This is a genomic window from Paraburkholderia dinghuensis (assembly GCF_003837865.1).
GTDB classification, from domain to species: domain Bacteria; phylum Pseudomonadota; class Gammaproteobacteria; order Burkholderiales; family Burkholderiaceae; genus Paraburkholderia; species Paraburkholderia dinghuensis.
Map to the genome: position 1 here is coordinate 320545 of NZ_RQIS01000005.1, position 18591 is coordinate 339135.

The following is an 18591-nucleotide window of genomic DNA, read 5'->3' on the forward strand; positions in this document are numbered from 1 at the left end:
TCAACGGCCGTCGGACACCTCGACGGCCGGACGCTGCCCGGACGCCGCGACGCCCGCATTCGCCACCGGCACGCGCACGCCCCGCCAGACCACATGCGAGCCGAATCCGGCAGCGAGCCATTGCAGCATGAGCAGCGTGTCGCGCAGCGGTACGAGCGGCAAATCGCGCCAGAACGTGCGCCAGCTGGCGCTGCTTCGTGCGTGCAGCACCGAACGCGCGATGATACCCCCTATCGTGCTCAAACCGAGCGCGGCCATGGCGGCAGAAGTGGTACCGGTGCCCGCGAGCGCCGGCGAGGCGCCCGAGGCAAGCGCGAATGCGAGCACCGCGCCGAACACGATCCACGGCGACGTGAACGTGATAAAGAGCGAGGCGAAGCCCGCCGGATTCACTGAGCGGATCGTGCGCATCCAGCGCGTCTCGCGCAGCCACAACGCCCCGAAGGTCGGCTCGATGACGTCGGTGGCGACGACGACGGGCGCGAGCACCGTCGCGAGGCCATGGTCGCGCGCGAAGCGGGCGAGCAGATAGTCGTCGGCGAGGCAGTCCTTGAGCGAGGCGAAACCGCCGATGCGCTCAAGCGTCGCACGCGAAAGCGCGAGCGTCGCACCGAAGCCGAACGCGCGCGAGCCCGTGCTATGCGCGACGCGCACCGAGGGCGCGAACCATTCGTTGATGAAAAGCGCGCCGACGCGCGGCCAAAAGCCGCCGACGCTGCGTGCGTAATAGAGACAGGTGACCACGCCGACCGAAGAATCGGCGAGCGGCGCCGTGACGATATCGAGGTAGTCGGGCTCGACGGCAATATCGCTGTCGGCGACGATCAGCGCGTCGTAGCGCGCACGCGCCGCCAGGTTGATCAGGTTGCTGACCTTGAGGTTACTGCCGTAGACGCGCGCGTCGATGACGAGTTCGATGTCGTGCCCCGGATAGGCGGCCTGCAACTGGCGCACAACGGCAATGGCCGGATCGGTGGGCGACGAGACGCCGAAAAGCAGCTGAAAACGCGGGTGGTTCTGTTCGCAGAAGGTCGCGAGATTTTCGTAGAGACGCGGTTCGGCCCCACACAAAGGCTTGAGCACGCTCACGGGTAGCGGCTTGCTCGCACGCGCGCGCCGCGCCGCTGCGCGCACCTGCGACGCGGAGCCGTGGCGCGGCATCGTCAACGCGGCAAAGACGGCGTAGAGCGTCACCACACAGCACAGCGCGATCGCGAGCCACCAGACCAATGGCAACTGCACCGTCATGCGAGCCCCCCCGGCAGCTCGATCCGCATGGCCCGCTTCTGCCCGGCGGCGGTTCCGGTGGTTCCGGACGTTCCGATACCTACGCCGCTCGCTTCACCCGCGTTGGTCAGATCAGGCGAATCGCCTAGTACCATTTACACAACCCTGAATTTCGGAAAAAAACAAACGCACAGCCGCGCAGCAACGCGTGTTCCCAACCGGAAACTGGCCGCAGGAATGCGCCTTGGCGGATGCAGCGGAACTTGGCGGGCTAACTGATCAAGCAGTAACGGAAATATGCCGTAACATGCGAACTGCTCGCGCCCCGGTTCGGCGCGGAAAAAAATTGTATCAGCAACCTCCCCGGCCCGCTTCAGGGCACGCAGCAAAACTGCTTCTCACCGTTGCAAATACGGCAAATATTTCAGCTTTCGAGCAGTTCGCCTCTGTTTAGCGGATTTTTTGAAATGCGATTGAAAATAAATTGAAATATCCGTTCGACGAATCCGCATCAAAACCGCTCGGCAAATGTTGCCGGATTCGAATTTCAACTCTCCCCACTCACCAACCGCGGCAACCTGTCGCATAGCGTAACCATGCCGACGACATGGGCTCCGGTTCGGCGTCGGCAGGCACCGGGACGCTCGGGCACAATGGCCGGACCTCACGCGCGGCTTGCGTCGCCTCAGGGCGGCCAACCCGGCCGGCGCCTCACAAAACACGAAACACCATGATTCCGTTCTCCGTCCTCGATCTCTCGCCGATTCCCGCCGGCTCTAACGCCGGTGCCGCCTTGCGCAACACGCTCGACCTCGCCCAGCACGCCGAACGCTGGGGCTACCGTCGCTACTGGCTCGCCGAGCATCACAACATGGCGGGCATCGCCAGCGCTGCGACGTCGGTCGTGATCGGCTACGTCGCGGGCGGCACGCGCACGATCCGGGTCGGCGCGGGCGGCATCATGCTGCCGAACCACGCGCCGCTCGTGATCGCCGAGCAGTTCGGCACGCTCGAATCGCTCTACCCCGGGCGCATCGATCTCGGGCTCGGCCGCGCGCCCGGCACCGACCAGACGACGGCGCGTGCGCTGCGGCGCGACCTGCAGTCGAGCAGCGATGCCTTCCCCGACGACGTCGTCGAACTCCAGCGCTATTTCTCAGCGCCGGTGGAGGGCCAGCGCGTGCGCGCGGTGCCCGGCGCGGGACTCGGTGTGCCGCTCTATATCCTCGGGTCGAGCCTGTTCGGCGCCCAGATGGCAGCGGCCATGGGTCTGCCCTTCGCGTTCGCTTCGCACTTCGCGCCGGACCACCTGCTGACGGCGTTGCGACTCTACCGCTCGCAGTTCCGGCCGTCGGCCACGCTCGCCAAGCCTCATGCGATCGTCGGCGTCAATGTGTTCGCCGCCGCCTCCGACGATGAAGCCCGCTTCCTGTTCACGTCGCTTCAGCAGCAGTTCATCAACCTGCGGCGCGGTACGCCGGGGCAACTTCAGCCACCTGTCGAGAAAATCGAGGCGAATGAACTGGAACTCGCGGGTGTCGCGCACTCGCTCGCGTGCTCGGTGGTGGGCGCGCGCGATACCGTGCGCGCGGGGCTCGCTTCGGTCATCGAGCAGACCGGCGCGGACGAGCTGATCGTCACCGCGCAGATCTACGACCATGCCGCCCGGCTGCGTTCGTTCGAGATCACTGCGGAAGTGCGCGAGGAGTTGGGCACGGGGCGGTGAGCGGCGCTGGTTTGGGTGGTGCTACCGTAGGTGCCATCCCTTCATTGTTGCGCGAGTACGTCCAGCTAAGGCGCCGCACCTGCACCGGCATGCTCTGGTTTTTTTGCGTTCAACCTGGTGTGGGTCGGGCTCGCCATCCGTCTCGCTCAACCACCGTACGGCCTGAGTGCCGCGGCAATTGGCTCATATAGCCTCGCCGGCGTGCTCGGACTCGCTGTGACACGCATCGCGGGACGACTCACCGATCGATTCGGTGGCCGTGCAGTCATCCGCTATGGATTGGCTGTGTCGGCAATTTCAACCCTGGTACTCGACGTTTCGCTCGGTCGACCAGGCTGGTTAGTCGTTTCGCTTGCAACGTTTGATGCGGGCTGCTTTGCCGCTCAGGTTGCGAACCAGGCGGGTGTCGTCGCGATTCAGCCGGCTCGCGCCGGTGCGTTGAATGCGGCATACCTGACCCTCTACTACGGGGCCGGAGCCTGCGGCGCCGTGGCGGCCGGGATACTCGTCGAACTTGCCGGCTGGGACGTGATGATGGTCGTGGCCGCCATCGCAATCACGGCGGCAGCATTGGTCAATATGACGTCGGCCACGATCAACGTGCCAATAGAATCGACGCGGACCGGTTGAGCGGACCTGCCCCTGATCGCGCTGCCGTACGTTGGGTAAGCCGGTCGGCGAACGAGAACAACCAGCGACCAGGTTCGGACAAAAGCCGTTGGGTGAGGACGTCCGAAAGTGGTCGACCACGGCCCGAAGCGGTCGTCGGGTAGCGACGTTCAGGCATTGATCCAGGCTCGCGCCTGTTCCAGCTCGCTAACATGGAACGCCTTGATTTCAGCCTTTGTAAAGAACCGCGCCAGATGCATCGAGGCGTGAATCCAGGCCGCGTCGGCCACTACCGCTGCGCGCGTTACCTTGCGGGCGACGGAGACGCCGAGCGTCAAATCCGTCCACAGCGCCTTCGGCTCGATACCGCTGAAATGCTCAATGCGTTCGAGGACACGGGTCTTTCCGTTCCGTTCAAGATCGCCACGCATGCGCTCGATGGCTTCACGTAGTTCGAGGTCGGTGATTTTGCCTTCGACGGATATTTCGATGACCGACGAATCGGGGATGGTGTGATAAAGGATCATGGTGGGACCCCTGGTCAGGGAGGCGTTACACGCTCAGGCACGGATGAGTCTGGCGTTCGATGACTTCCCCATAGTACCCCTTTCCACGCGCCCGGTTAGGTTCACCTGGCGGCCATCTTTTTTAGTCGCCGCCTTCCAGCACGTCCGTGAGGTAGGCGACATCCTCTGCCTCGGAGAGCGGTGTTGCCAGATGTTCGCCAAAGAGCGCCAGAGCCTCCTTCGTGTAGGGTTGCTCCCAGTGCCAATCCAGCGCGGCCTGATCCTTCCAGCGCTCATACACCACGTATCTGTCTTCGCTGCCCTTCACCTTGAACATCTGGAACTCGTTGTTGCCCGGCTCCATTCTCGTGAGGCGGATGCCCGGCACCATCGTCTCCAGCACCTTCCCGGCCGAGCCTGGCTTGAACTGGAGGTTGAGCATCACGATCACTTCGCCGGATGCGGTCGTTTGGGTGTTTGGGTTCATGGCTGCGGATCCTCCGGCTGCGGCCGGTCAAGATCGATGATGGCCAGTGGTGACATGTCACTCTCCTGTCTGGTTGCTTGTGTGTTGTTGAAACGACAACTTACAACGATACCCATCGGTATCGTGTTGCGGCAGTATGATACTGATCGGTATCATTAGTCAACAGGGCAATCCGAAATGCTCCGGCCGGATGACCGGCAGCTCTCCCAATCTCCAGGAAACATGATGGTTCACGCACTTTCGCCTCGCGAACGCATCATCGAAGCCGCGCAGTCGCTCTTTTATCGTGAGGGCATTCGCGGCATAGGTGTCGAGGCCATTGCCTCAGCGGCAAACACCAACAAAATGGCGATCTATCGCCACTTCGATACCAAAGACGATCTGGTCGTGCATTGGCTGACCTCCGTTGCCGACGAGTACGAGCAGATGTGGAGTCATTGGGAAAATATGCATCCTGGGGATCCGGCATCGCAACTCAAGGCGCTGGTCCTTTCCGTGGTGCAACGCCTTCGCAGCGAAGGAAATCGAGGGTGTGCTCTCGCGAACAGCCTCGCGGAACTTCCCGACGAGCACCATCCCGCTCGCAAGGTGATCGACCAGCACAAGAAAGCTCAGGTGCAGCGCATTCAAGCCCTTTGCAGCGAGGCCGGGTTAGAAAATCCGGAACATTGCGCGATGGTCTTGCATCTGTGCTTTGAGGGTGCACAGGTGGCGGCGCAATCTTTAGGCGCAGATCTTGTGGCTACGCACCTGGAGGCTTTAGTCGACGCGATGCTGGAGGCACGGGGCGTGGCACGCCCCTGGAATGACGCAGGAAGCCGCCGACATAGCAAGGCTCCTGGTAAGAAGTGATGCGTTTGTCAAGGTGAGAGCGTTCTTGTCATACGCCCGTTGCATGGACGTCCGTTTGCAGGATGGAGCCGGCATCTGAGCGTCGCAACCGCAGAACGAGCGGGGGCCAGAAATAAACCGATCCGCCCGCGCGAAAGTCCCCGCCTGGAGCTTAGGCAAGCCGTGAGAGGACCGGGCGAGCCACGAGACTCGCCCGCTTGAGCTGACGCGACAGCGTCACCGTATGCGGCGCGACAGTGCGCTGCGTGGACCCATTTGATCGCTCAGTTGCTTTTCGGCGCCGCCGCCAGCCAGTCCAACAGCGCCTTATGAAATGCCTGTGGGTCCTGAATCTGCGGCGCGTGCCCTAGCTCCGGGAATTCCACCAAGGTCGCGTGCGGAATCGCTTTCGCGGCCGCCTTGGCGAGTTCCGGGTAATGACCGAGCTTCGCACGCACATCCGGCGGCGCAAGGTCCTTACCGATCGCGGTCGTGTCCTTGTCGCCGATCATCAGCAGCGTCGGCATCTGCAACTGGCCGAGTTCATAAACGACCGGCTGCGTGTAGATCATGTCGTAAAGCAGCGCGGAGTTCCACGCGACGATCTGCTTGCCCGGTCCGCGATACATACCCGCGAGCATCTGCACCCATGGTTCGTATGCGGCATTCCATTGGCCCGCGTAGTAGGTCGCTTGCTCGTAGCGGCGGATACTGTCGGCCGTCGTCTTCAATTCGCGCGCATACCAGTCGTCGACCGATAGCGACGGCACGCCCTTCGCCTTCCAGTCCTCGAGCCCTATCGGGTCGACCAGCACCAGTTGCTGCGTCTCGCCCGGGTACATCAACGCATAGCGGATCGCGATCATGCCGCCGGTCGAATGGCCGATCATCGTCGCGCGCTCGACGCCGAGCGACTGCAGCAGCGCATGCGTGTTGCGCGCGAGTTGCTGGAAGGTGAACTGATAGCCCTCCGGCCTGCTCGACGTTTCCGTCTGCAACCCGTTTGGCGTTGGCCTGAGGGGAGCGGCGACCTTGCTCGATTTGCAGAAACCGATCTGATCCGGCGCGATCACACGGTAGCCCGCATGGGTCAGTTCGTCGATTGTCGCGTCCCAGGTGGCGGCGCAGAAGTTCTTGCCGTGCAGCAGCACGACCGTGCGGCCATTGGGGTTCACAGGCTGCACGTCCATGTACGCCATATGCAGCGACTGCCCCTGCGACGTGAACGCGAATTCGTGAACCGTATGCGGATAGCTGAAGCCCTCGAGTTCGGGGCCATAGGCGGGACCGTCGTCGGCGAAAGCGGCATGGCAGAACGCAGCGGCACAGCACGCGGCGGCGAAGGCGGAAAGCTTGCGGATCAAGGTCATGAGCGGGTCAGTTGGACATTCGTCGGATCAGTCTGTTGAGAACGTGGCTGGATGCGCTGTGCCGGGCAAGCCGCGGCCCCGGTCTGCGACGGCAGGACCGCCGTACCTCGACGCAAGATAGTGCCGCATGGCCCGACGGCGCGCACGCATCGCCCGCGATTCTAGCCTCCAGCGCTCCCGCCGCCTTGTCCCGGAGCGTCCATGCGCCGCCGCTCATGTTCACGGTGCGCCGCTGACTGATCGACGACATGTGCTCGCGATTCGCACTGCGCGCCATTCGGTGCTAGAACACATATTGCAGGCGAACAGCGACGCCGGCGGCGCAGGCAGGCACAACGCGAACGCGCCGGCTCATCCGGGGGCATAAGGTGGAGCAACGACCATCTTTCATGGGACCGGAGTAAGTGCTCTGCATGGGGCCGGAGTAAGCGCTGAAGCGCTAACTCCGACCGACAGCTAAAGCGCCAACTCCGGTCAACACAGGAGACGCCCATGGACACTCCGGCAACCCGCACCGATCTGCAACGCGCGACACTAGCAATCGTGCTCGCGGGCGGACGCGGCACGCGGCTCGGCCCGCTCACCAACAAGCGCGTCAAACCGGCCGTCTACTTCGGCGGCAAATACCGCATCATCGATTTCGCCCTGTCGAATTGCCTGAATTCGGGCATCCGGCGCATCGCCGTCGTCACGCAGTACAAGGCCCATTCGCTTCTGCGCCACCTGCAACGCGGCTGGGGCTTCCTGCGCGGTGAGTTCAACGAGTTCCTCGACCTGTGGCCCGCGCAGCAGCGTGTCGAAGGCGCGCACTGGTATCGCGGCACCGCCGATGCCGTCTACCAGAACCTCGACATCATCCGCTCCATCGCACCGAAGTACGTGGTCGTGCTGGCCGGCGACCACGTCTACAAGATGGACTACACGCGCATGATCGCCGACCATGCAGCCAGCGGCGCCGACTGCACCGTGGGTTGCATCGAGGTGCCGCGACTCGAAGCGCGCGCGTTCGGCGTGATGGCCGTCGACGAGTCGCGCCGCGTGACCGGCTTCGTCGAAAAACCCGACGATCCGCCCGCGATGCCGGGCCGCCCCGACATCGCGCTCGCCAGCATGGGCATCTATGTGTTCGAGACGGCCTACCTCATCAAGCTGCTCGAAGAGAACATCTCGATGTCGGCGACCGATCACGATTTCGGCAAGGACATCATCCCGCGCGTGGTCACCCAGGGCCACGCGATCGCGCATCCGTTCAGCCTCTCGTGCGTCACTTCGGACGCCACCACCGAGCCGTACTGGCGCGACGTCGGCACCATCGACGCCTACTGGTCCGCGAACCTCGATCTCGCGTCGACAATACCCACACTCGATCTCTACGACCGCACCTGGCCGATCTGGACCTACCAGGAACAGTTGCCGCCCGCGAAATTCGTGCGCGACCTGAACGGCCTGCAGGGCTCGGGCACGAACCTGATCGTCTGCGGCGGCTGCGTCATCACGGGGTCGCAGATTTCGCGCTCGGTGCTCTCGTCGAATGTCGTCGTGAAGTCGTTCTGCAACATTGCCGAGGCCGTGTTGTTGCCACAGGTGACGGTCGGCGCGAGTTCCCGCCTGCGCACGGTCGTGGTCGATCGCGGTTGCGAAATCCCGGACGGCACCGTGATCGGCGAAGACCCGGCGCGCGACGCCGAACGGTTCTATCGCACCGAGAGCGGCGTCGTGCTGGTCACGCAGGAGGCGCTCGCGCGCCTGCGGGGATGAAGCACGCGGCGGCGTGCACGCCGATCGATGTGCGCGACGTGGGCGCTCGCCGTGTTTCAAGCAGCACGCGAGCGCCCCGCCGCCGCTGGCACGAGCGCGAGTGCGAGGCGCAACGCAGGCACGGCTCATCGGGCGCGCGGTGCGCCGGCGCGTCTGCAGCGAACCCGAACCAACCCTGAACCGCGTCGCCCAGCACCGAGAGGACACCCGAGCGATGACCATCCGCGTCCTGCATGTAGCTAGCGAGCTCTATCCGCTCCTGAAGACCGGCGGACTCGCCGACGTCACCGCCGCCCTGCCCGCCGCCCTGATCGAACAGGGTGCCGACGCCCGTCTGCTGCTGCCGGGCTTCGCGAGCATCGCGCAGGGACTCGCCGATCTGCATCCCGTGGCGCGGCTCGAACGCACGTTTGGGGCGCCGCAGGCGTCGCTCGAACTAGGCCGCGTCCCAGGGAGCGATCTGCCCGTCTACATGATCCGCGCCGACGCCTTCTACTCGCGCCCCGGCAACCCGTATCTCGACGCCGAGCACGTCCCCTACGGCGACAATGCCCAGCGTTTCGCGCTGCTCGGCTGGGCGGCCGCGCAACTCGTGCAGCACGCCGATCCCGCATGGGCGCCGCAGATCGTGCAGGCGCACGACTGGCACGCGGGCCTCGTTCCCGCCTACCTGCGCGCCGCGGCGCGCGAGCGCGGCCTGCCGCACGGCCGCTCGCTCGCGCGTACGGTCTTCACGGTTCACAACCTCGCCTACCAGGGCATTTTTCCCGCACAGCAGTTCGCGAATCTCGGCCTTCCCAGCGATTTCTTCGACATGCACGGCGTCGAGTTCTACGGACAACTGTCGTTTCTGAAAGCCGGTCTCTACTACGCCGACAAGATCACGACGGTCAGCCCGACGTACGCACGCGAGATCCAGACGGTCGCCCAGGGCGGCGGCCTCGAAGCGCTGCTGCGGGGCCGCTCGCACGATCTCGTGGGGATCCTCAACGGCGTGGACTACACGGTCTGGAACCCAGCCACCGATGGATCGATCGCCATGCATTATTCCGCCGGCCACATGAGCGGCAAGTTGCGCTGCAAGACGGCGCTGCAGGCACGCCTGAAGCTGGCGCAGAAACACGACGCACCGGTGTTCGGCGTGGTGAGCCGCCTCACCGAACAGAAGGGCCTCGATCTGCTGCTCGGTGCCCTGCCCGAGATCGTCTCGCGCGGCGGCCAGCTCGTCGTGCTCGGCACCGGCGATGCGAGCCTCGAACAGGGCTTCACGCGCGCTGCGCGCCAGCACCCCGACGCGGTCGCGGTCGAACTCGGCTTCGATGAGACGCTCGCGCATGCGATCGTCGCAGGCTCCGACGTGATCGCCGTGCCTTCGCGCTTCGAACCGTGCGGGCTCACACAGCTCTACGCGCTCGCTTACGGCGCGCTGCCACTCGTGCATCGCGTCGGCGGACTCGCGGACACCGTCGTCGACGCGTCGCTCGAAAATCTCGCCGATGGCCTCGCCACCGGTTTCGTGTTCGAGCGCTTCGAACCGGACGCGCTCACGGCCGCGATCCGCCGCGCCTTCGCGCTCTATGCACGCAGCCACGACTGGCGCGACACGCGCACTCACGCGATGCAACAGGATTTCGGCTGGGCGGCTTCGGCCCAGCGGTATCTCGCGCTCTATCGCGAGTTGCTCTGAATTCCGCACTCGCCACACTCGTCGCACTCGCCTCGAACACGCTGCCCGCCGCGTACAACAAAGCCTGCACAAGCCAGTCGACTGCACGCGTGGAATTCGGTTATCGTTGTTGCATTGCAATCAACGCGACCCGGGCGCCGTCGCCGTCAGCGAGAGCGAATCCAGCGGATCAACCATGATCAACGTCCTGAGCATCCAGTCGCACGTCGTGTTCGGCCACGCCGGCAACAGCGCCGCCGTGTTCCCGATGCGGCGGCTCGGCATCAACGTCTGGCCGCTGAACACCGTGCAGTTCTCCAATCACACGCAATACGGCCACTGGACCGGCAGCGCGATCGACGCACAGCAGATGTCCGACCTCGTCGACGGCATGGGCGCCATCGGCGCCCTGCCGCGCTGCGACGCCGTGCTCTCGGGCTACCTCGGTGCGCCCGAACAGGCCGAGGCCGTGATCGACATCGTGCGCGCCGTGAAAGCAGCCAACCCGCACGCACGCTATTTCTGCGACCCGGTGATGGGCACCGCCGACGGCTGCAGTGTGGCGCCGGGTATCGAGGCATTCCTCGTCGAGAACATGCCCGAAGTGGCCGACGTGTTGATGCCGAACCACGGCGAACTGCAACGCCTCGTCGGCCGCGAGATCGAAACCACCGAGGAAGCGGTCATCGCGTGCCGGGAGGTGCTTCGGCGCGGCCCCGCGTTGATGCTCGTGAAGCACCTGCTCGACCGCAACAGCCCCGCCGACCGTTTCAACATGCTCGTCGTGACCCCAGACGAGGCGTGGGTCGCACAGCGTCCGCTCTATCCGTTCGCGCGGCAGCCCGTCGGTGTCGGCGACGTGACAAGTGCCGTGTTCGTCGCGCGGCTGATGCTCGGCGACCCGCTGCGCCACGCGCTCGAGCACACGCTCGCCGCCGTCAACGCCGTGGTCAAGACGACGTGGGACGCGGGCCGCTACGAGCTCGAGATCGTCGCCGCACAGGATCAGATCGCGCGGCCGCGCGAGTGGTTCGACGCGTGGGCCGTCGATACGGTTTGACATAGCCTCGCCGAGACACGGCGCGCCCGCACACGCGCGGGCGGCATACGGCGTGCTGCATTCGGCCCGCTCGCTCAACCAGAGCCTATAATGCCGGCCGCGCGCCTTGCGCACCACGATTGAAGAGATTGACCGATGTCCCACCCTATCCGCAGCGAACAGGAAGAACATTTCGAGCAGCTTTGCCTTGACGTCGACGCCGGCGTGACGCACGAGCAGGAAGCCATCGAATACTTCGAGACGCAAACCCACGAACCCGACTTCGACGCAGCAATCTGGCTCGACATCGCGCTCTATCACGCGCCCGAAGTGGCGCGCGGCATCATCGATTTCGTCGACGAAAGCGACCGCGCACGCAGCGACATCGCCCAGACGATCGCTGACAACCTCGACATTGCATACGGCGACGACGACTGCGAGCGTTTCACTGAAACGCTGCGCTTCGCGCTGGCTAACGGCGTGCCGGTCGATTTCGACGTGTTGCTCGACGGCTGCAACCGCGCACTCGACGATCTCGAAGACTGGGCCGACGAAGACACGAAGGGGCCGCTCGTCCAGCTTCGCGAAACGCTGATGGAAATGCAGAGCGGTCATTGAGCCGCCCGGCGCCATTCCCTTGACGCCGCTCGGTCACTGATCACCCGCCCTGCGCGCGCACAACGATTTGTGCGTGCGTATCGCGCTGGATGCGTACCAGCGCGTCGCGCATCTGCGCGAATTCCTCCGCCGAGCACATCTGATGACCGAAGCGCGCCGTAAGGTGGCGCAGGATTTGCACCGTGCGCGAGGCCGTATCGAACACGTAGTGCGCCGAATAGGCGAGCGGCGCGTCAGCCGCGCCCTGCACACTCGCATCGTGCGGCATGTCAGTCACGCGCACATTGGCGGGCAACCGGATCTGCGACGACTCGTCGAACTCTCCGCCGATGCAGGTCCACGGCTGTGTGCGGCGCGGCTGCGCGAGCCAGTTGTCGATCTGCGTGGCGATGCCGCCCGAGAAGCTCGATAGCGCAGGCAGCGCCGTGGTGCCATCAGGCCATACGAAATGGTCGAGCGTGCCTTCGGTCGTCGTCGAAAACGGACCCGAGGTCGCGTCGGGCGCGCTCGTCGTGATGCGTGCCGTGCCGTTGAGTCCTGTCTGCCGCAAACGTTGCGTCGCCAGCTGGTGCGCGGCCTCGCGCGTCGCGCGGCGAAACGTGTTGCGTTCGAGTTCCGCAGTCGCGCCGTCGTCCTCGACGTAGTAGCGGTACGTGGCGTCGCCATCACCGCCGACGCCGATCGCGAGCTTCGCGTCGCGCGCATGCGGTTGCGTCGCGGGTGTGCGCACGAGCACGCCGTCGTCCACCAGCAGCGCGGGCCGGTCCATCACACCTGCAGGCAGATAGCCGAACGCGACGCCACCCGATGTCGTATCCGCGAACAGTCCGAGATCGGGCAGCCACGTAACCACGTGATTGATCCCCGCGTCGCCGTAGCCCGGCACTGCGGGCAGCGTATAGACCGGGCCGATGTTCACCAGCGCCGCTTCTGCACGGATGCCCGCCGCCGCCAGCAGCGCGGTGAACAGCGCGACATGGTCCTTGCAGTCGCCATAGCGGTTGCGCAGGATATCGACGGCGCGATGCGGCACGGTCGCGCTCTCACCGAGAAACAGCGCCACGTAGCGGATGTTGAAACGCATCCAGTCGTAAATGCGTGCCGCCGCTTCCCGCGGGCCGTTCGTGCCTGCGACCAGCGCTTGCGCGAGTGCCGCAATCGACGGATCGGTTGCACTCGAATCGGCGGCCGCCTCACGATAGCGCGTGGCAAAAGCCGCGAAGTTGGGCAGGGTCGTCACCATCAGGCGGTCGCCCCAGTTCGCGTAGCCCACCGCGCCCGGTTCGAGCGGCGCATAGGGTCCATGCCGGTAGTCGAACGTGTAGAGCGTGCGGCCATTTTCGGTGACGGGCGGGAGCGCGACATACCCGCGCGCATCGACGTAGAGCGGCACGTCGGCGGGCAGATCGAAGATGAGTCGCTGGAACTCGACGGGCTCGCCCGTCGGTTCGACGGAATACGCAAACGCGCCCCTTTCCAGCGGCTTCGTCCGGCGCTTGCCGAAGGATAGATGCACCCGCGAGCCCGGCTGCACGCCGGGGAAGATCACTGCGCGCAGCACACCCTCGTCGAAGGTCGGCGCGCCCGCCGGGCGCGGCTCCTGCACATCGCGGATGCCCTCCGGGCCAACAGGATGAACCACATCGTCCGGCCCGATGGTTTCGGCCGACAGGTTCGTTATTGTTTCGGCTTCCTTATTGAACCAGACATAGCGCTCTGCCACCTGATCGACGCCAGCAGTCGTGTTCGCACGCATCACATAATCGTCGTGTTCGACGATCGAGCCGTCTTTCTGGACGATGAACAAGTGTACGTCGCGTTCAAGTGTGACCGGTGCCTCGACTATCACGTCGCTCTGGTCGCGTGCGTTGGGTGTTTGTGCCAGCGCCGGTCCTGCAGCAACCGCCAGCGCGAGGCAAAGTGCGCCGGAACCAGGCGACGCAACCGCAAACCTACGCGCGAACATGCTGCCCGCGCACCGCGCCGGGCGACGAGATTGCCGCCAGCCGACGCGCAAGTTGAACTGCACGCCGGGCGCACGACCCGAGCCTGTGGGCGACGTTTTCGGCCTTTTCAACCAACTGGTCGGCGCCGGCGAAAAGCGTCCTTCCGGTCGGCGATCTGACGATTGCGTCGCGCCCTGGCTTTGCGAGCGTGCGTTTCAGTTCAGCGGAGACTGCATGCACCTCGACCTCCGACGACGATAACCACGTCTGTCGTTGTAGCACATCGACGCGCACGGCGCTGACCGCGCCCATCCCCCGCGAACGGCGAATTACGAGGGCGCGCTGCACCCTTCTTCGATCGCACGCAGCAGTGACAGCGCAATACCCTCGGCGGCGAGCCGCACGTCTTCGAGAGACGGATACGATGGCGCGATGCGCAAATGACTGTCCTGTGGATCGACGCCGTACGGGAACGCCGCCCCCGCTGGCGTGAGGATCAGCCCGGCGAGCGCCGCGAGTTCGACCGTACGCCGCGCGCAGCCCGATGGTGCATACAGACTGATGAAATAGCCACCGCGCGGTACGTTCCAGCGCACGCCCGGCACGCGTGAGAGACGTGCGCGAAATACGGCATCGACTGCGTCGAATTTCGGTCTGAGCAGCGCGCGATGTTGCTCCATCAGCGCTTCGAGCGTCGCCCGATCGCGAACGAAACGCACATGACGCAACTGGTTCAGTTTGTCGGGGCCGATGCTGCGAACCGCCGTATGCCGCTGCCACCACGCTACGTTGTGCGGCGACGCTGCGAACCACGCGAGCGCGCCGCCAGCAAACGTCACCTTCGATAGCGACGCAAACATCAACAAGCGATCCGCGTGACCCGCCTCAGTGCAAGCCTGCAACGCGTCGAGTGTCGTGAGCCTTTCATCACCGAGGTGATGGAAGCGGTAGGCGTCGTCCCAGAACAGGCGGAAATCCGGCGCGGCTGTCGGCATCGACGCGAGACGGCGCACCACGTCGCCCGAAAAGATCGCGCCCGTCGGGTTGCTGTAAAGCGGCACGCACCAGATACCCTTGATCGACGCGTCGGCGCGCACGAGTTGCTCCACCGCGTCCATGTCGGGGCCGTCGTCGCGCATCGGCACGGCGATCATGCGCACGCCGAGCGCCTCGCAGATCTGAAAGTGACGGTCGTAGCCGGGCGCCGGACACAGAAACGCGATCTCACCCTGTGCGCGCCACGGGGCACCACTACCCTCGCCCACCGGCACGCCATGGAGCAGCGCGAATACGAGTGCGTCGTGCATCAGTTCGAGGCTCGAGTTGCCCGCTGCGATCACCTGCGCGGCCGGAACGCCGAGCAACGACGCGCCGAGTTCGCGTGCCTCGGGCAGCCCGGCAGGTAGCCCGTAATTGCGGCAGTCGAAGCCGTCACGCGCAAGATGGCCTGTCTCGCGCGCCGTCTCGATCAGCGCCCGCGAGAGATCGAGCTGCTCGGGCGCGGGCTTGCCGCGTGACATGTCGAGGTGCAGTTTCAGTTCCCTGAATCGTTCGTAAGTCAAAGTATCTGGCGACGTCATTAGCATGTCGTTCCGGCCGTCACGCGGCGCGCTCAATGAGTGGAGCCTCAGTATGGCGTCGGCCTTATGTTCAGACAAACGCGTTATATTGATGTTTTGAATCAGTTTTTCTTATATCGATGAAGACCCTCGATCTCGACGTGCTCGCGATGGTCGTCGCCGTGGCCGACGCGGGCAGCTTCGTGCGCGGCGCAACGCTCGTGCATCGTACCCAGGCGGCGGTGAGCATGCAGATCCGGGCGCTGGAAGCGTCGCTCGGCAAGCCGCTTTTCGTTCGCGCGCCACGAAACGTCACGCCCACGCAGGACGGACACACGCTCATCGCCTACGCCCGGCGCATGCTCGCGCTGCGCGACGAAGCGTGGGCCACGCTCGCACATCCGGAGGTGAAGGGGCGCGTGTCGATCGGCGTACCCGACGACTATGCGTCGTCGCTGCTGCCGCCTGTGCTGCGCAAGTTCTCCGCGAGCTGGCCCAAGGTCGAGATCCAGGTGATCGGATTGCCGAGCAGCGCGCTCGCGCCGCTCGTGAAGGACAACAAGATCGATCTCGCCTGTGTGACGCGCATGCGCGGGCTGCCGGGCGAATTCATCCGGCTGGAACCCATGGTGTGGGCCGCGCCGCCCGCGGCCGTCAGCGCGGCAACCGGCCGTGAAATCTGGCGCGAACGCCCGCTGCCCGTCGCCCTGTTCGGCGCGGGCAGCGTGGCGCGCGCGAACGCCATCCACGCGCTGGAGCGCGCGAAGATCGCCTATCGTACGTCGTATGAAAGCCCGAGCCTGATGGGGTTGTGCAGCATGGTCGCGGCGGGACTCGCGATTGCGCCCCTCGCGCGCTGCGCGGTACCGGACACGTTCGTGACACTCGGCCGTGCACAGGGATTACCGAAGCTGCCCGACCTCGAAGTGGTGCTTGCGCGCAGCGCTCGCTCGAACCGGGCGCCGTGTGATTTTCTCGCCGAGCAGATCCTCACGGAACTGCGCGTCTAGCGCGGGCGCGGCGTTCATTCGTCGCCGAGGCGCGCGAGCAGTTCGTAGAGCTTCGACACGTGGCGCAACAGCAATTCTCGATGCTTCTCGATCTGCTCGACCCGGCCCATGAGATCCGCGCAAACACGTCCGTCGGGGTCGGTCGCCGCGATCGCGTCTTCGATTCGCGCGCGCAAGATGTTCGGCTCGACCGGCGGCACGCTCAGATGGCGTTCGAGCCTGCGCACGTCCTGCACGGCCAGATCGCGGATCTTGCGCACGCCCGCCATGCGGCGGTGCGATTCGATGTCGGCCGAGCCCTCGTCGCGTCTGGCCGGCGCGCTCAGACCGAAGATCGGCTCTGCGCGCAACACCGGCGGCTTGCGCACGGGATGCGCCGTACCGCGAAAACGCGCCCGGGGCCGTTCGTTGTCGATCGATTCGCGCGCCGTGGGCGGTACGTCACCCGCGTAATGCGGCACGTCCATCCATCCCTCGGGCAGCCCCGTCACGGCTTCGACGCCGCGCACGAACTCGCCGCTGAAGTCCCGTTGCCCCGAAAGGATCAGCTTCATGTAGCTCGACGAGAACGTCATCATGCGTGCAAGCCGCGTGGCCGCCCCCACCGGGCGGGTCAGTAGCGCAAGATTCGCGCGCCATACGGGCAAGAGCCTAGCGCCGGTATCGTCCATCGACCGGATCCTCCCTCGTTCGTGCGCGCGGCGACATCCCAGCCTGAAGCCGCACCAATGGCGGGGTCCGGGGCGCGCTGTGCCACGATGCGTCGCCATCCGGGCCGGTGAAAGAAGGTTAGCCGTTGCACGCGGCAGTACGCAACCCGCGTGACAAAAAGCGGATCGGCACGAGAGAAAAGGGAACGGATGCCGCTTTACCGGGGCGCAAGCCTGCTGCGTGGCGAGACCCGCTAGAAATGACCCGTGAACCGGTAGCGGCTGCCCGGATGCCAGAGATTCGCGACCGACGCGACAACCCCGCGCGACCACGTGCGCCGGTGCAGCACGAGGCACGGCTCGGCCTGATTCATCGAAAGATACTCGCGCGTGTCGCCCTCGGGCGCGAGCGCCTCGATGCGGTACTCCACGCGTTGCAACGGGGCGACGCGCACGAGATACTGGTTTGGTGTGGTCTGCGTGAAGTCCTGCTCCACGTAGTCGGGCGCCGCGACGGGGCTGACCCAGCGTTCTTCGAGCTGCACGGGCTCGTCGTTCTCGAAGTGCAGCACGCGCGAATGAAACACGATGTCGCTCGCACCAATCTCCATTTCACCGGCGAGCGAGGCGTTGGCGCGCAACGCGCCGATCTCGAGGACGTGTGCGCGATAGCGATGGCCGCGCGCGGCGATCTCGTCGGAGATGCTGCGGATCGCCACGACCGTCGATTCGTACTTCGGCCGCGCGACGAACGTGCCCGCGCCCTGCACGCGCGTAAGCACCTGTTCGGCAGAGAGCTCGCGCAGCGCGCGGTTCACGGTCATGCGCGCGACCTTGAACTCGCGCGCCAGTTCGTTCTCCGAAGGCACCTGGTCGCCCTCGCCCCACTCGCCCGAATCGATGCGCGCGAGGATGAAGTCCTTGATGCCCTGATACGCGGGTGCGTTCATCGCGCGGCTCTCCCGGCGGTTATGCCGCGGCTTCCGATTCGAACCCGAACGGACTGTGCGCCGCAATCGTCCCGCCCTGCACCATCCGCGCGATCGCCGCAATATCCGGCGCGAAATAGCGGTCGAGATCGTAATGCGGCACCTCACTGCGCACGGCCTGCATCACGCGCGCGAGCGCCGGGCTCGTCGGATGCGGCGCGCGCAGGTCCACGCCCTGCGCCGCGGCGAGCAGTTCGATCGCCAGGATGGTCGCCGTGTTCTCCGCGATGTCGGCGAGCTTGCGCGCGGCGAACGTCGCCATCGACACGTGGTCCTCCTGGTTCGCCGACGTCGGCAGCGAATCGACCGATGCCGGATGCGCGAGCGTCTTGTTCTCCGAGGCGAGCGCCGCGGCCGTCACATGCGCGATCATGAAGCCCGAATTCACTCCGCCGTCCTTCACGAGGAACGGCGGCAGCCCCGAGAGCGTCGCGTCGATCAGCAGCGCGATGCGCCGCTCGGCCAGCGCGCCGATCTCGGCGGCCGCGAGCGCGAGGTTGTCGGCGGCAAATGCCACCGGCTCGGCGTGGAAGTTGCCGCCCGAGAGCACTTCGCCCGTGTCCGGGAAGATCAGCGGATTGTCCGACACGGCGTTCGCTT

17 protein-coding genes are annotated in these 18591 nt (G+C 65.3%); 8 read left to right on the top strand and 9 right to left on the bottom strand.

All coding sequences use genetic code 11. The features are described 5' to 3' along the window. Positions 1-1248, bottom strand: a complete 1248-nt coding sequence (gene hpnI, locus D1Y85_RS09370; protein ID WP_124150762.1) for a bacteriohopanetetrol glucosamine biosynthesis glycosyltransferase HpnI — start codon at positions 1246-1248, stop codon at positions 1-3. 709 nt (positions 1249-1957) lie between these two features. On the opposite strand from hpnI, the gene D1Y85_RS09375 reads away from it, so the two are divergent. Continuing rightward, positions 1958-2953: an LLM class flavin-dependent oxidoreductase gene (locus D1Y85_RS09375; RefSeq protein ID WP_124150763.1), complete on the top strand. Its 996-nt coding sequence runs from the start codon at positions 1958-1960 to the stop codon at positions 2951-2953. 117 nt (positions 2954-3070) lie between these two features. Then, the gene (locus D1Y85_RS27480; protein ID WP_342773459.1) at positions 3071-3583 is read left to right on the top strand and encodes an MFS transporter; all 513 of its coding nucleotides are present in this window, start codon (positions 3071-3073) and stop codon (positions 3581-3583) included. A gap of 149 nt (positions 3584-3732) precedes the next feature. Here the strand turns inward: D1Y85_RS27480 and D1Y85_RS09385 are convergent, their stop codons facing one another. Both D1Y85_RS09385 and D1Y85_RS09390 read right to left on the bottom strand, forming a co-directional pair. Further along, positions 3733-4089, bottom strand: a complete 357-nt coding sequence (locus tag D1Y85_RS09385) for a SpoIIAA family protein (RefSeq protein ID WP_124150764.1) — start codon at positions 4087-4089, stop codon at positions 3733-3735. 121 nt (positions 4090-4210) lie between these two features. Then, positions 4211-4555: a putative quinol monooxygenase gene (locus D1Y85_RS09390; protein ID WP_124150765.1), complete on the bottom strand. Its 345-nt coding sequence runs from the start codon at positions 4553-4555 to the stop codon at positions 4211-4213. A gap of 225 nt (positions 4556-4780) precedes the next feature. Between D1Y85_RS09390 and D1Y85_RS09395 the strand changes: the two genes are divergently transcribed. Beyond that, positions 4781-5407, top strand: a complete 627-nt coding sequence (locus D1Y85_RS09395) for a TetR/AcrR family transcriptional regulator (RefSeq protein ID WP_185218938.1) — start codon at positions 4781-4783, stop codon at positions 5405-5407. A gap of 263 nt (positions 5408-5670) precedes the next feature. Here D1Y85_RS09395 and D1Y85_RS09400 read toward each other — a convergent pair whose 3' ends face one another. Next, entirely contained in the window at positions 5671-6756 is a 1086-nt protein-coding gene (locus tag D1Y85_RS09400) for an alpha/beta fold hydrolase (protein ID WP_124150767.1), read from the bottom strand. 492 nt (positions 6757-7248) lie between these two features. On the opposite strand from D1Y85_RS09400, the gene glgC reads away from it, so the two are divergent. The 4 genes from glgC (at position 7249) to D1Y85_RS09420 (ending at position 11837) form a co-directional block, all read left to right on the top strand. Beyond that, positions 7249-8514: a glucose-1-phosphate adenylyltransferase gene (glgC, locus tag D1Y85_RS09405; protein ID WP_124150768.1), complete on the top strand. Its 1266-nt coding sequence runs from the start codon at positions 7249-7251 to the stop codon at positions 8512-8514. 214 nt (positions 8515-8728) lie between these two features. After that, positions 8729-10201: a glycogen synthase GlgA gene (gene glgA, locus D1Y85_RS09410; protein ID WP_124150769.1), complete on the top strand. Its 1473-nt coding sequence runs from the start codon at positions 8729-8731 to the stop codon at positions 10199-10201. A gap of 175 nt (positions 10202-10376) precedes the next feature. Then, complete coding sequence (gene pdxY / locus D1Y85_RS09415; protein WP_124150770.1) at positions 10377-11240, top strand: pyridoxal kinase PdxY; 864 nt, start codon at positions 10377-10379, stop codon at positions 11238-11240. Positions 11241-11375: 135 nt separating this feature from the next. Beyond that, positions 11376-11837, top strand: a complete 462-nt coding sequence (locus D1Y85_RS09420) for a hypothetical protein (RefSeq protein WP_124150771.1) — start codon at positions 11376-11378, stop codon at positions 11835-11837. 40 nt (positions 11838-11877) lie between these two features. Here D1Y85_RS09420 and D1Y85_RS09425 read toward each other — a convergent pair whose 3' ends face one another. Next, the gene (locus D1Y85_RS09425; protein WP_124150772.1) at positions 11878-13803 is read right to left on the bottom strand and encodes a DUF3857 domain-containing transglutaminase family protein; all 1926 of its coding nucleotides are present in this window, start codon (positions 13801-13803) and stop codon (positions 11878-11880) included. 309 nt (positions 13804-14112) lie between these two features. Beyond that, complete coding sequence (locus D1Y85_RS09430; RefSeq protein WP_124150773.1) at positions 14113-15363, bottom strand: aspartate aminotransferase type Ic; 1251 nt, start codon at positions 15361-15363, stop codon at positions 14113-14115. Positions 15364-15482: 119 nt separating this feature from the next. Here D1Y85_RS09430 and D1Y85_RS09435 point away from each other — a divergent pair, with 119 nt between their 5' ends. Continuing rightward, positions 15483-16352: a LysR substrate-binding domain-containing protein gene (locus tag D1Y85_RS09435; protein WP_124150774.1), complete on the top strand. Its 870-nt coding sequence runs from the start codon at positions 15483-15485 to the stop codon at positions 16350-16352. 14 nt (positions 16353-16366) lie between these two features. Here the strand turns inward: D1Y85_RS09435 and D1Y85_RS09440 are convergent, their stop codons facing one another. From D1Y85_RS09440 to D1Y85_RS09450, 3 genes are all read right to left on the bottom strand, one after another. Further along, positions 16367-17023 (bottom strand): hypothetical protein, encoded by a 657-nt coding sequence (locus D1Y85_RS09440; protein WP_124150775.1) that lies wholly within the window; start codon positions 17021-17023, stop codon positions 16367-16369. 233 nt (positions 17024-17256) lie between these two features. Next, entirely contained in the window at positions 17257-17952 is a 696-nt protein-coding gene (gene hutC / locus D1Y85_RS09445) for a histidine utilization transcriptional repressor HutC (RefSeq protein ID WP_124150776.1), read from the bottom strand. 19 nt (positions 17953-17971) lie between these two features. Further along, positions 17972-18591: aromatic amino acid lyase (locus D1Y85_RS09450; protein ID WP_185218939.1), on the bottom strand; the 620-nt coding region annotated here is incomplete at its 5' end.